At 67.7% G+C, this 13,524-nt stretch carries 9 protein-coding genes; 6 read left to right on the forward strand and 3 right to left on the reverse strand.

Annotated elements, in window-relative coordinates:
• Positions 1 to 352 precede the first annotated feature (352 nt).
• From ACZ4RZ_RS06035 to sbnA, 5 genes are all read left to right on the forward strand, one after another.
• Entirely contained in the window at positions 353 to 2,923 is a 2,571-nt protein-coding gene (locus ACZ4RZ_RS06035) for a Pls/PosA family non-ribosomal peptide synthetase (RefSeq protein ID WP_467743075.1), read from the forward strand.
• Between the two features lie 110 nt (positions 2,924 to 3,033).
• Complete coding sequence (locus ACZ4RZ_RS06040; protein ID WP_467743077.1) at positions 3,034 to 6,321, forward strand: non-ribosomal peptide synthetase; 3,288 nt, start codon at positions 3,034 to 3,036, stop codon at positions 6,319 to 6,321.
• A 22-nt stretch (positions 6,322 to 6,343) separates the two neighbouring features.
• On the forward strand, positions 6,344 to 7,348 hold the full coding sequence (locus ACZ4RZ_RS06045; RefSeq protein ID WP_467742450.1) for a TauD/TfdA family dioxygenase: 1,005 nt from the start codon (positions 6,344 to 6,346) through the stop codon (positions 7,346 to 7,348).
• Positions 7,345 to 8,415: a 2,3-diaminopropionate biosynthesis protein SbnB gene (gene sbnB, locus ACZ4RZ_RS06050; protein WP_467742452.1), complete on the forward strand. Its 1,071-nt coding sequence runs from the start codon at positions 7,345 to 7,347 to the stop codon at positions 8,413 to 8,415. Before ACZ4RZ_RS06045 ends, sbnB begins: the two co-directional genes overlap by 4 nt.
• 211 nt (positions 8,416 to 8,626) lie before the next feature.
• The gene (sbnA, locus tag ACZ4RZ_RS06055; RefSeq protein WP_467742454.1) at positions 8,627 to 9,709 is read left to right on the forward strand and encodes a 2,3-diaminopropionate biosynthesis protein SbnA; all 1,083 of its coding nucleotides are present in this window, start codon (positions 8,627 to 8,629) and stop codon (positions 9,707 to 9,709) included.
• Positions 9,710 to 9,874: 165 nt separating this feature from the next.
• Here the strand turns inward: sbnA and glpK are convergent, their stop codons facing one another.
• On the reverse strand, positions 9,875 to 11,389 hold the full coding sequence (gene glpK / locus ACZ4RZ_RS06060; RefSeq protein ID WP_467742456.1) for a glycerol kinase GlpK: 1,515 nt from the start codon (positions 11,387 to 11,389) through the stop codon (positions 9,875 to 9,877).
• 39 nt (positions 11,390 to 11,428) lie between these two features.
• On the reverse strand, positions 11,429 to 12,196 hold the full coding sequence (locus tag ACZ4RZ_RS06065; RefSeq protein ID WP_467742458.1) for an IclR family transcriptional regulator: 768 nt from the start codon (positions 12,194 to 12,196) through the stop codon (positions 11,429 to 11,431).
• 196 nt (positions 12,197 to 12,392) lie between these two features.
• Here ACZ4RZ_RS06065 and ACZ4RZ_RS06070 point away from each other — a divergent pair, with 196 nt between their 5' ends.
• Entirely contained in the window at positions 12,393 to 12,818 is a 426-nt protein-coding gene (locus ACZ4RZ_RS06070; protein WP_467742460.1) for an ATP-binding protein, read from the forward strand.
• Positions 12,819 to 12,900: 82 nt separating this feature from the next.
• On the opposite strand, the gene ACZ4RZ_RS06075 is transcribed toward ACZ4RZ_RS06070, so the two are convergent.
• Positions 12,901 to 13,461 (reverse strand): heme-binding beta-barrel domain-containing protein, encoded by a 561-nt coding sequence (locus tag ACZ4RZ_RS06075; protein WP_467742462.1) that lies wholly within the window; start codon positions 13,459 to 13,461, stop codon positions 12,901 to 12,903.
• Positions 13,462 to 13,524: the final 63 nt, after the last annotated feature.

Consider the following 13,524-nt stretch of genomic DNA (forward strand, 5'->3'; position numbering starts at 1 on the left):
TTCCGGTTCAGGCACACGCCACTCGTATGCAGTAGGGCGCGACCCGTGCGCAGCAAGTCGCCGTCCCGCGGGGCGGGATCGCGGATGAGGAGTGAATCGGGCGGTGAGCGCTCCCCGCTGCCTGTGCCTGGGGTCCGCCCCTGGCACCGTCGAGAGCCACTGCCGGGCCAACGCGATCGAGTTCGAGTGGCAGCCCGACGGTGGGCATTGGAGACTTAACACGGTTTTGGAACCCGAAAACAGATCCCGAACTCATGACTTCCGGATAGCTCGCTCCGGACATCGAAAAGCGCGAGTACAGGGCGCCGACCGTAGTGGCCGATGGCGCTCGAAAGTTCCTCAAGGAGCGCGCATGGAGGAGAAGTCCGTCGAAGTCCTGACACCCGGGCCCAATGAATCTGCGATCGACAAACGCAGGCACACCGGGTCGAGGACCGGCATCGAGAGAGACCTCGCAGAGGTGCTGGCCGACGTCATATCCGTCGAGCGGGTGTCGGTCGACAGCCACTTCTTCGACGACCTCGGCGCCAACTCGTTGGTGATGGCCCAATTCTGTGCACGGGTCAGGAAACGGGCAGACCTCCCATCGGCATCGATGAAGGACATCTACCGGCACCCGACAATCCGAAGCCTGGCGACGGGACTCACGGACGCCGCGCCCGCCCCTGACGAGTCGTCGGCCCCGGCACCGGCCGAGGTGGTGACACCGGCCAGCATGCCACGGTATGTCCTCTGCGGAACGGCGCAGTTCCTGCTTTTCCTGGGATATTCCTTCCTCGCCGGATTTGTTGCCGACCGAGGCTACACATGGGTCTCCGCCGCTTCGGATTTGATCGACATCTACCTGCGATCGATCGTCTTCGGCGGCGTCGGCTTCATCGGTCTCTGCACCTTCCCGATCGTGGCCAAATGGCTCCTCGTCGGCCGGTGGAAATCGGCTGAGTTCCCGGTCTGGGGGCTTACGTATCTGCGCTTCTGGACCGTCAAGGTGCTGATCCACGCCAACCCGATGATTTTCTTCGTCGGCAATCCCCTGTACGCGCTGTATCTGCGAGCCCTGGGCGCACGGATCGGCAAGGGGGTCACGATCCTCTCCCGCCATGTCCCGGTCTGCCCCGACCTGTTGACGATCGGCGCCGGCACGGTGATCCGCAAGGACTCGTTCTTCCACTGCTACCGGGCGCACGCCGGCCGTATCCAGACCGGCAGGGTCACCCTTGGCCGGGACGTGTTCATCGGCGAGAAGACCGTGCTCGACATCGACACCTCCATGGGCGACGGGGCGCAACTCGGCCACACGTCCACGCTGTACAGCGGCCAGGCGGTCCCGGACGGCGGGCGCTGGCACGGATCCCCGGCACAGCCCACGGAGCATGACTACCTGACGATCGACCCGGCCAAGTGCGGCACGCTGCGCCGGGCCGGATTCGGCCTCGTCACCGTGCTTCAACTGTTCCTCCTGTACGTGCCGCTGACTGTCGGGGGCGCGTACATGCTGTTCAACCTGGTTCCGGCGCTGCACAACCGGCTGGGCCCGGGCTCGGTGGGGTTCACATCGCCGGCTCTCTACGTCGACGCGCTGATCCTGTCCTTCGTGCTGTTCTTCGGCTTTGTATTCGTGGGCCTGGCTGTACTGTTCACCGTTCCGCGCCTGCTGAACGTCGTCGTCAAGCCGGACAAGGTCTATCCGCTGTACGGGCTTCATTACTCGACGCACCGGGCGATCGGGCGCATGACCAACATAAAGTTCTTCAAATGGCTGTTCGGTGACAGCTCCTACATCGTCCACTATTTGCGCGGCCTCGGATACGACTTGTCCCAGGTCGAGCAGACCGGGTCGAACTTCGGCACGGAAGTGCAGCACGAGACGCCGTATCTGGTTTCTGTCGGCAGCGGAACGATGGTCGCCGACGGGCTCTCCATCGTCAATGCCGAATTCTCGAGTACGTCCTTCCGGGTTTCCCGGACCTCGATCGGGCCACGCAACTTCATCGGGAACAACATCGCCTATCCCTCCGGGGCCAGGACGGGCGAAAACTGTCTCCTCGCAACAAAGGTGATGATTCCTCTCGACGGCGAGGTACGCGAGGGGGTGGGTCTGCTCGGCTCACCGTGCTTCGAGATTCCCCGGTCGGTTGAGCGCGACTCCCGGTTCGACCATCTCCGGAACGGCGAAGAGTTTCGCCGCAACCTCTCCGCAAAGAACCGCTACAACATCCGCTCGATGGCTCTCTTCCTGCTCGTGCGATGGCTTTACTTCTTCGTGATCACGGTGGTCGCCCTCGCGGACGTCGATGTCTACGATTCCTTCGGGCATGTACTGATCGGCGCCTTCCTCGTGTTCAGTCTTGTGTTCACCCCCGTGTACTTCGTACTCGTGGAGCGCGGCATCGCGGCATTCCGTGCGCTGCGACCGCAGTTGTGTTCCATCTACGACCCGTACTTCTGGTGGCACGAGCGCCTCTGGAAGGTGCCTGACGAATACCTCAACGTCTTCAACGGCACCCCTTTCAAAAACGTGATCTGGCGGATGCTGGGTGTTCGGCTCGGCAGCAGGGTGTTCGATGACGGCTGCTATTTGACGGAGCGAACGCTCACCACCATCGGAAGCGATTCCACGCTCAACGCGGGAAGCAAGATCCAGTGCCACTCGCAGGAGGACGGCACCTTCAAGTCCGACCACAGCACGATCGGCGTCGGCTGCACCCTTGGTGTCGGCGCCCACGTCCACTACGGCGTGACGATGGGCGACGGCTCAGTGCTCGCCTCCGACTCCTTCCTCATGAAAGGCGAGGAAGTCCCGGGGAACGCTCGATGGGGCGGAAACCCCGCCGCGGAGATGCGGGATGCCCCCCATCGGCCTGCCGCACTCGTCCAGGGAGACGCGGCGCAACCGTCTCGGCCAACACCCCCGACCGGTTGATGAACATGGCCGACCCGCAGATCAGCCGAGACAGCGGCGACGACTACAGCGCCGCCCTGAAGGGCGGCCCACAGCGCCGCGGCGACCGTGAGTGGTGGGGGAAGGATTCGATGGGAGTGCAAGTGGAAGCCGACCGGGAGTTCTGGCGCGGTGAGCTCGTCGCCGGTGGATTCACCGCCATACCGCGGTGGACGCCCCATCCGGTGACGGGCGTCGTCGACCACAAGGCGATGGTCCCTCAAGACGTCGTAGGGCCGTTGCGCCGGCTCGCGGAGGACCTGGCGGTGCCGCTCGACTCGGTGCTGCTGGCCGCGCACGCCAAGGTGCTGGCCGCGCTGTCCGGTGAGCGCGAGGTCGTGTCCGGCTACGTCCCCGCCGAGGGCGACCGGCCGTTGCCCTGCCGGCTGACGACCGAACCCGATTCGTGGCGGGCGCTCCTGCTCAACACCCGTCGAGTCGCGTCGGAACTCCTGTCGCACAAGGATTTTCCGGTCGAGGATCTCAGGCGCGAGCTGGGCCTCACCGATCCACCGTTCGAGGTCGTGTTCGATCCGAGCGGCGTCGAGGGCGACCTGCCCGAGGACAGCGTGCTGTGGGTGGGGTTCTCGCACCACGGCGGCCGGCTCGTGCTGCGACTGCGGTACCGGACAGACGTGCTCGACGCCGACTGCGCTGCCAGGATCGCCGGTTATCACGTCACCGCGCTCGCGCTGATCGCCGCCGATCCGGATGCCGCGCACGGGCGGCAGAGCCTGCTCTCCGCCGAGGAGCTCCACTTCCAGCTCGAAGGGCTCGCCGGACCACGCCGGGAGCTGCCCGATCGCCGGGTGCACGAACTCTTCGAGCAGCGGGTGAGGGAGCAGCCGGACGCCATCGCGGCCGTACACGGCGAGCGGCAGTGGACCTACCGCGAGCTCAACTCCCGCGCCAATCGGCTGGCACGCGCGCTGCTGGCGCGAGAGCTGCGCCGCGAGGGCGTGGTCGCGGTGGTGACCGAGCGCAACCTGGACTGGCTGGCCGCGGTCCTGGCGGTCTTCAAGGCCGGAGGCGTGTACCTGCCCATCGAGCCGCATTTCCCGGCCGGTCGCATCGCCACCACGCTCTCTCGTGCCGAGTGCGCCCTCGTGCTGACGGAACCCGGCAGCACCGCCACCCTCGACCACGCGCTCGACTCGCTGCCCGGGATCCGGACGGTGTTCATCGACGCGGCCTACCAGGAGGATCACGCCGATGGTGATCTGGGCACCGATGTCGCGCCGGACCAGCTCGCCTACATCTACTTCACCTCGGGCTCCACCGGAGAGCCCAAGGGCGCGATGTGCGAGCACGCGGGCATGCTCAACCATCTCTACGCCAAGATCGACGACTTGGAGATCGGCGAGGGACAGGTGGTCGCCCAGACCGCCCCCCAATGCTTCGACATCTCACTGTGGCAACTGGTGTCCGCGCTCCTGGTCGGCGGACGGACTCTGCTGGTGGAGCAGGAGGTGATCCTCGACGTCCAGCGGTTCGTCGACAAGGTCGTTGACGGCCGCGTCGCCGTCCTCCAGGTCGTCCCCTCCTATCTGGACGTCGTCGTGTCCTGTCTGCAGCAGCACCCCCGCGAGCTGCCGGACCTGCGGTGTGTGTCGGTCACCGGCGAGGCGCTGAAGAAGGAGCTCACGCAGCGCTGGTTCGCCGCCCAGCCCGGGATCAAGCTGGTCAACGCCTACGGGCTGACCGAGACCTCGGACGACACCAACCACGAGGTCATGGACCGCGTGCCCGCCGGAGACCGGGTACTGCTGGGTCCCGCGGTCAACAACGTGCGCGTCTACGTCGTCGACGAGCACCTGAACCCGGTGCCGCTCGGCGCCCCCGGTCTGATCGTCTTCTCCGGCGTCTGCGTCGGCCGCGGATACATCAACGACCCCGAGCGCACCCGGCAGGCCTACCTGGCCGATCCGCACCATCAGGGCGCCCGGCTCTACCGGGGCGGCGACTACGGGCGCTGGCAGCCCGAGGGCAAGTTGGAGTTCCTCGGCCGCCGGGACACCCAGGTAAAGATTCGTGGCTTCCGGATCGAGATCGGCGAGATCGAGAACACCCTGCTGCGGGTGCCCGGTGTGCGCGACGGCGCGGTGGTGGTCGCCGAACGGGCGGACCAGAGCAAGCACTTGGTGGCGTTCTACTCCGGCCCGCGGGCACTCGAGGCCGACGTCCTGACGGACCGGCTCGGTGAGTCGCTGCCCGAGTACATGGTCCCGTCGGCCTTCCACTGGCGGGAAAGTCTGCCGCTGACGGCCAACAGCAAGATCGACAGGAAGGCCTTGCGGGCGCTCGCCGGCGAACTCGACGTCGTCCAGGACGACTTCCGCGCGCCGCATACGCCGACCGAACAGCAGTTGGCGGCCGCATGGGCAAAGGTGCTCGGCATCCCGCAGAGCCAGATCGGACGGCGGGACCACTTCTTCGACCGCGGCGGCACGTCGCTGTCGGCAGTGAAGCTGGCGATCACCCTGGACCGTGCGGTGTCCCTCAAGGACGTCACCGGCCATCCAGTCCTCGCCGACCTGGCCGTGCTGGTCGACGGCAGGTCCAAGCCGCGCCCCGGTCCGGTCGACGGCGGGTCCGCGCGGCGCTCCGGGCTGCTTCAGCAACTGTCGGCATCGGACGGGACGCAGGCAGCTGCCCTGGTGTGCTTCCCCTACGCCGGCGGCAACGCGGTGAACTTCCAGCCGATGGCCGGGGCACTGCAGGGCGGCGGGCCTGCGGTCTACGCCGTCGAGCTGCCGGGTCATGACGTGGCCGCCGATCGCGAGCCGTTCGCGCCGATGACACAGGTGGTCGAGCAGGTCGTCGACGAGATCACCCGGCGTGGTCTGACCAGGGTCCTGCTGTGGGGCCACTCCTCGGGCACCGCGTTGGCCCTGGAGGCGGCCGGAAAGCTGCGGGAGAGCGGAGTGGATGTCCAACGGGTGTTTCTTGGCGCGCAGTTGCTCGGCAATGCTGCCGAACGGCGCGCGACCATCACGGAACTGACCGCGCGAAGCAATGCCGGGATCGCTGCGAAGCTGAGCGCGGACGGCGGGTACACCGAGCTCGGTGAGCTGGATGCGCGGCACGCCGAGCACGTCGGTGCCGCCTACCGGCACGACTGTGTGTCCGCGCACGGCTATTTCGCCGACGCCCTGGACAGTCCACCGGCGCTGAAGCTGTCCGCGCCGGTCACCGTGGTCGTCGCCGCCGACGACCCGAGCACGGCGGACCACCGGCGCCGGTACCGCGACTGGCAGCTCCTGGCCGAGCAGGTCGACCTGCACGAACTCGCCGATGGCGGCCACTACTTCCTGCGCACCCGTCCGACCGAGGCGGCACAGGCCGTGCTGCACGCCGCCCCATTGTTCGCTTCTTCCTGAGTGGCAACGGAAAGGAATCGAGATGTCGTCCCTGTCCACGGCGTCGCTGGTCGACGTGGAACTCATACCCGGCAAACCTCCGCTCCTGCGGGTCGAGGCCGCCGGTGGCGCGCCGAGTTGGGCGGCCGAGCATCGGGACGCGCTGCGCGCTGTCGTCGCCGAGCACGGATCGATCATGGTCCGCGGCCTCGGGCTGCGCGACGCGGCCGGAACCGGCGCCGTCTTCTCGAAGCTGGCCACCGGGCTGATGGCCGAGAAGGAGGCCTTCACGCCCCGCCAGACCTACTCCGACGGCGTGTACTCCTCGTCGAAATGGCCGCCGAACCAGCCGATGTGCATGCACCACGAACTGAGCTACACGCTCGAGTTCCCCGGCCTGATGATGTTCGCGTGTCTGGGCGCGCCCACCGTCGGCGGGGCGACCGCGGTGGCCGACGCGACGGCCGTACTCGACGCGCTGCCCGCCGAGTTGACCGGGCGGTTCGAGCGGGAGGGCTGGCTGCTCACCCGCAGCTACAACGACGAGATCGGGGCGTCCGTCGCCGAGGCGTTCGGCACCGAGGACCGTGACGCGGTCGAGAGCTACTGCCGCGCCAACGCGATCACGTTCGAGTGGCAGCCCGACGGCGGACTGCGCACCACACAGCGTCGCAGCGCCGTGGTGCGTCACCCGGGCACCGGCCGACGCTGCTGGTTCAACCAGATCGCGTTCCTCAACGAGTGGACGATGGCCCCCGAGGTGCGCGAGTACCTGGTGGACGTCTACGGCTCCGACGGGCTGCCGTTCAATACCCGCTTCGGCAACGGCGACCCCATCGGCGAGGACGTCGTGCAGCTGCTCAACAGCGTCTACGAGGCGAACACCGCACGCGAGCCGTGGCAGGCCGGCGACCTGATGCTCGTCGACAACGTCCGCACCGCGCACAGCAGGGAGCCCTTCGAGGGTCCGCGCGAAGTGCTCGTCGCCCTGGCCGACCCGGTGCGTCTGGCCGACTGCTCGCCGACCGTGGAGGTGACCGCGAGATGACCACCATCGATTCCGCCGCGACGAAGTCCGCGATGGCAGCGCCGCCGACCGTGCCGCCGTTCGCGGTGATCTCCGGTGCCCAGGTCCAGCGCGCACTGCAGGGGCGCGAGAAACAGATCGTGGAGTTGGTCGAGGCCACCTACCGGGTGCACGGCGCCGGTGATTCGGTCAACCCACCGTCGTACTTCCTGCGCTTCCCCGACCGCCCGTCCTCCCGGATCATCGCGTTGCCCGCCTCGATCGGCGGAGACGTACGGGTGGACGGCCTGAAGTGGATCTCCAGCTTCCCGGAGAACGTGAAGGCCGGGATCCCGAGGGCATCGGCCGTGCTGATCCTCAACGACCATGACACCGGCTACCCGTTCGCCTGTCTGGAAAGCTCGATCATCAGCGCCACCAGGACGGCCGCGTCGGCGGCAGCTGCGGCCGACTGGCTCAGCCGCGACCGGCCCCGCCCGACGCGCGTCGGGTTCTTCGGAGTGGGCTTGATCGCCCGCTACATCCACACCTTCCTGGCAGGCACCGGCTGGTCCTTCGACGACATCGGCGTCCACGACCTGTCCTCCGACAGCGCGGCAGGTTTCCGGTGCTACCTGGAGCAGTCGGGCGCCACCGCCCGGATCACCGTGCACGACAGCGCCGAGCAGCTGATCCGAAACAGCGACCTGGTGGTCTTCGCCACCGTCGCCGGTGAGCCGCATGTCAGCGACCTGTCCTGGTTCGCGCACAACCCGCTGGTGCTGCACGTGTCGCTGCGCGACCTCGCGCCGGAGATCCTGCTCGCCTCGACCAACATCGTCGATGACATCGAGCACTGCCTCAAGGCCAACACCTCGCCGCATCTGGCCGAGCAGCTCACGGGCAACCGGGACTTCCTGCACGGCACGTTGGACGACGTGCTGGCCGGGCGGGTGACGGTGCCGCCGGACCGGCCGGTGGTGTTCTCGCCCTTCGGCCTCGGGGTGCTCGACCTGGCGGTCGGCAAACACGTCTACGACGAAGTTGTCCGCTGCGGGGAGTTGCACGTCGTCGACGACTTCTTCCACGAACTGAGCCGGTACGGATGAGCCGGCCGAGAGTCCAAGAGGCTTGTCCAGGGCTGATCCCAGGAGAGTCACCGGTCAAGTCGCTGCCGGTCAGAGCAGACGAGACAGCGGCCACTGATGCAGGGCCTCCTCCGGCCCGGTTGGACACGGGCTCCCGCCCCCGAAGCGAGAAGCCCGCTCACGGTCGGACGGACGTTCCGAAAGCGCTCTGCTCCAGATAGAGGAGACCATCGTGCCCGTCATATCCGTTCCCCACGATTTCAACGAAGAGGCCCTCTATGTCGACCTTCGGTCGATCTTCGGGCAGGCACTCTTCCTGAAGTGTGAGGGCTTCAACTTCGCCGGCTCGATCAAGTTGAAGGCCGCGACCGAGATGGTGGAGACCGCGGAGCGGGATGGACTCCTGAAGCCGGATTCGATCCTGGTCGAGTCCTCGTCCGGAAACCTCGGTGTGGCTCTGAGCATGATCGCTGCGAGCAAGGGCTACCGGTTCCTGTGCGTGACGGACTCCCGCTGCAACCTGTCGACCAGGATGATGATGGAAGCCCTGGGCAGTCAGGTGCACATCATTGCGGGCCAGGAGGCCAACGGCGGCTTCCTCGGAGCGCGGATCGAGTACGTCCGCGCGCTGTGCGCCTCCGACGACCGGTACGTGTGGCTCAGCCAGTACACGAATCCGAGCAACTGGAAGGCGCACTTCCGCAAGACGGCGCCGGAGATCGCCCGCCAGTTCCCGAAGCTGGACGTGCTGTTCCTCGGGACCGGCACCGCCGGGACCCTGATGGGCTGTGCGCGCTACTTCCGGGAGTGGCACCGGCCCGTACGGATCATCGCACTGGACAGCGTCGGCTCGGTGGCCTTCGGCGGCACCCCGGGACGCCGGATGATCCCCGGCCTGGGGATGAGCATGCGCCCGCCACTGCTCGACGAGTCCTACGTGGATGAGGTGATCCGGGTCGAGGAGGCGGACACCATTCGTGCCTGCCATCGTCTGGCCAGGCGCGGATTCCTGTTCGGCGGCTCCACCGGCACGGTGGTCAGCGGCGCCATGGACTGGCTGGCCCGGCATGACGACCGCGAAGTCACCGCCGTGGCCGTCGCCCCGGATCTCGGCGAGCGCTATCTCGACACCATCTACCAGACCAACTGGCTGCACGATCTCTACGGCGAAGACGTGCTCAAATCGGACGAGGTGACCCCCGGTCTCTGGGCAGCCTCCCCCACGCCCCCCGCGCGGTGGGGCCGACGGCTGGACCCGAAGAACGGCGACCGCAGTCGCAAACAGCACCCTCAGTTCCAGGATCGTAGGACCTAGTGAGCCGGTCGAATGAGCAGAGGACGGCGCGTTGGCGGCAGCGCCGTTGCGACTCCCCGCAGCACGGCTCGTCCTGAGTGATCCACGACGCGTACGCGGGCGTGCGGTGGAGCTCGAACCAGCGACGCGCCAACAGGCACTGGGCACCACGGGTGCCGCCGGGAATCAGGTGGACCTCGGCGGTTTGATCCACCCCAGCGAACGCTCGACGGCTCGGTGCCAGTTGTCGTATTCCGACTCACGCCGCTCGGGGTCCATGTCCGGCAGCCATTGGCCGGCCCGGTGCCAGTTACGGCGCAGGACTTCCAGATCCGGCCAGTACCCGGCGGCGAGGCCCGCGGCGTAGGCGGCGCCGAGGGAGACAGTCTCGGAGACCATGGGCCGCACCACGGGCACGTCGAGCACGTCGGCCACGAACTGCATGAGCAGGTTGTCCGCTGTCATCCCGCCGTCCACCTTGAGCTGCTTCAGGGCGACCGAGAAGTCGGCGTTCATGGCGTCGACGACCTCTCGCGTCTGCCAGCCGGTGGCCTCCAGGACGGCTCGGGCCAGGTGTCCCTTGGTGATGTACGAGGTGAGGCCGACGATGACACCGCGTGCGTCGCTGCGCCAGTGGGGTGCGAAGAGACCCGAGAACGCGGGGACGATGTAGCAACCGCCGTTGTCCTCGACCGTCCGCGCGAGCGTCTCGATCTCCGGGGCGCTGCTGATCAGTCCCAGACGGTCACGGAACCACTGGACCAGCGAGCCGGTGACGGCTATCGAACCTTCCAGGGCGTAGACCGGGGGCTGGTCCCCGATCTTGTAGGCGACGGTCGTGAGGAGTCCGTGCCGGGACCGCACGACATCGGTACCGGTGTTGAGCAGCAGGAAGCTGCCCGTTCCGTAGGTGCACTTCGCCTCGCCCGGGGAGAAACAGGTCTGGCCGAACAGGGCGGCTTGCTGATCACCGAGGGCGGCCGCGATACGGACGCCCGGGAGGACCGAGCGGGCATCGCCGTAGCCCTCGGCCGAGGACCGGATCTCGGGCAGCATGGGGCGCGGAACCCCGAAGAACGCCAGAAGCTCCTCGTCCCACGTGAGCGTGCGGATGTTCATCAGCATGGTGCGACTGGCGTTGGTGGCGTCGGTGATGTGCAGGCCGCCGTCCGTACCTCCGGTGAGGTTCCAGATCAGCCAGCTCTCCATGGTGCCGAACAGCACCTCGCCGTCCTGGGCGCGCTGATCCAGCCCCTGGACATGGTCGAACAGCCAGCGGATCCGCGGCGCCGAGAAGTAGGTCGAGGGGGGCAGACTGCAACGTTCGAGGAAGAACTCGTCTCCGGGTTGCTGTCTCAGGTCCTCGACGAGCGGTCCGGTGCGGGTGTCCTGCCAGACGATCGCCCTGCCCACCGGCGTACCCGTCCGCCGGTCCCAGAGCACCGTCGTCTCCCGCTGGTTGGCGATACCGATGGCGGCGATCTCTCCCGCGCCGACACCGGCATCGGACAGGGCCTCGGGCACGATGCGCTGCAGATTGCGCCAGATCTCGACGGCGTCGTGCTCGACCCAGCCGGGCCGGGGGAAGTGCTGCTGATGCTCTCGTTGGGCGACCGACACCAGCCGCCCATGGTGGTCGAACAGAATGCATCGAGTGGAGTTGGTGCCCTGGTCGATGGACATCACATACCGTTCAACCATGATCGGATCTGCCTTCCGATGTGTCGAGGAGGCGGGGGTTTACCAGCGAGCTGCTCCCAGGTCTCTGGAGATCGCCCGTGCGGCCTCACGGAGCAGGGTGATCAGGCTCGGCCGGGGACGGCCCTGGCCGTCGCAGATCCTCTCCACCGGGCCGGACAGGCTGATGGCGCCCACCACGAGGCCGCCGTGCCCGCGGATCGGCGAGGCAACGCCGGCTTCGCCCATGCTCATTTCCTGGACCTCGGCGGCCCATCCGAGCTCCCGGATCTCGGCGAGCGCCCGGGTGAGTTGCTCCGGGACGACCAGGGTGTGCCGGGTGTAAGCCTCCAGCCCGGCTGCCAGGGCCGGCTCGAGGGGCGCGGTCCCGAAGGCCAGCAGAACCTTGCCGAGCGAGGAGGCGTGGAGTGGCAGGAACGAACCCACGTCCAGGGTCTGCAGCGTGTCGTCCGGCCGGAACACATGGTGGACGACGAGGACGTTGCCCTCCAAGGGGGTGCCCAGGCGGACCGCTTCCCCACTACGGGCGGCGAGTGCGTCGGCCCAGTTGATCGAGCGCGACCGCAGCTCATTGACGTCGAGGTAGCTGGTGCCGAGGTGCAGCAGGGCCGCCCCTAGCTGGTACTTTCCGGTCGCCGCGTCCTGCTCCACGAAATCCACGTGCTGGAGGGTGCGCAGAATGCCGTGGGCGGTGCCCTTCGCGAGCCCGAGCGAGGCCGCCACCTCGCCGAGCCCGAGCCGACGGGGCCCACCGGCGAGCAGACGCAGGATCGCCGCCGCCCGTTCGATCGACTGGACTGGGCCGGCCATGACACGAGCCTATTACCGCCGGGGTGGGTCCGCTTTACGTGCAGGTAGCCAACTTCACCACCGAATGACCGTAGTCGTTCGGTAATGCCGACCGCTATTCATTGACCGGCCTCGTTTCGCTCCCTAGCTTGCTCGGAGGCCCGGCAACGCGCTGAGCCCCGGCATCCGGCCGACAGCGGTCACCGGAGGAGAGCACATGGCGGTACAGCTCAATGCGATGCTTCGGGAGGCAGTCGAACACGTCTGCCCGCTGCCACACGTCACCGAGGCCGTCTCGGTGGTACGCCGACGGGTGAGGGTACTCCTCGCCGACTGGAACGTGTGCCCGGAGATCGTCGAGGACTCACTCCTGGTGGTGACGGAGCTGGTCACCAACGCGATCGTCCACGCCGTGCCCCCGGCGAAGCTTCGACTGTCGTGGGTCCGCGGCGACGGGGTCGGCACCCTGCGCATCGAAGTCACCGATGCGGGACCTGCGCTGCCGCTCGGGCATTCGCCCGCGGGAATCGACCCCGACGAGCACGGCCGCGGCGAGGAGATCGTCCACGCACTGGCGACTCGGCACGGCATACATGTCCACTGCGGCGGGTTCACCCGGTGGGCCGATATCGCCGCTGCATGAGAATGCACCGCTTGCGACTGTCGATATGCGGCAGATTCGGGCCTGCGTGCAAGCGACACCGTCGACTCAGGTGCTCGACCGGCTACGACACGCCCGATGAGGTATGTCCCCCGCGTCGCAGCCGTGCCGAAAGATGGTGCTGCATCGGCTGACCGACCGCCTCGAGGTCATGGCTGAACGTGAGCGTGTCGTCGGTCAGCGCGTAGCGGCGCCGTGTGGCGTCGACCTTCTTGGCCGTGGGGGCGAGGGCCACCTCGTGGCTGGACAGATCGACCGTGCCGTCGCTCGCACGGCCGACCATGATCTCCGCGATGCCGGTGGGCTGAGTGATCAGCGCCTCCACGCGGCCGTCGGGCTGAAGCCGCCACCAGCCGCTCTCACGGGCCGACGGACGCAGCGGTGCGTCATCAGCGTCGAGCAGCCAGGCCCGGGCCTCGTAGCGCAGGAAGGGGCGGCCGTCGTGGCTGAAGGTCACTTCCTGCGCGTACGTGAAGTCCCCGGTGAGCGTCGGGTACCCGCCCTGACCCCGGCCGTACCAGGAGCCCAAGAGGCCGAGCACGGGCTCGAGCAGTGCGTGCGGTGCGGGCGCCTCGTCCGGTCGGTGACCGTCGGGGTACGGGTACTCCGGTGCGGGGTCGAACACGGTGTGCGCTCCTGGGGTCGGTGCCGGTGCCGGGTGGCAGCCTAGGGCGTCGATCCTCTCGGC

It is taken from the genome of Streptomyces sp. NPDC027189, from assembly GCF_055566975.1.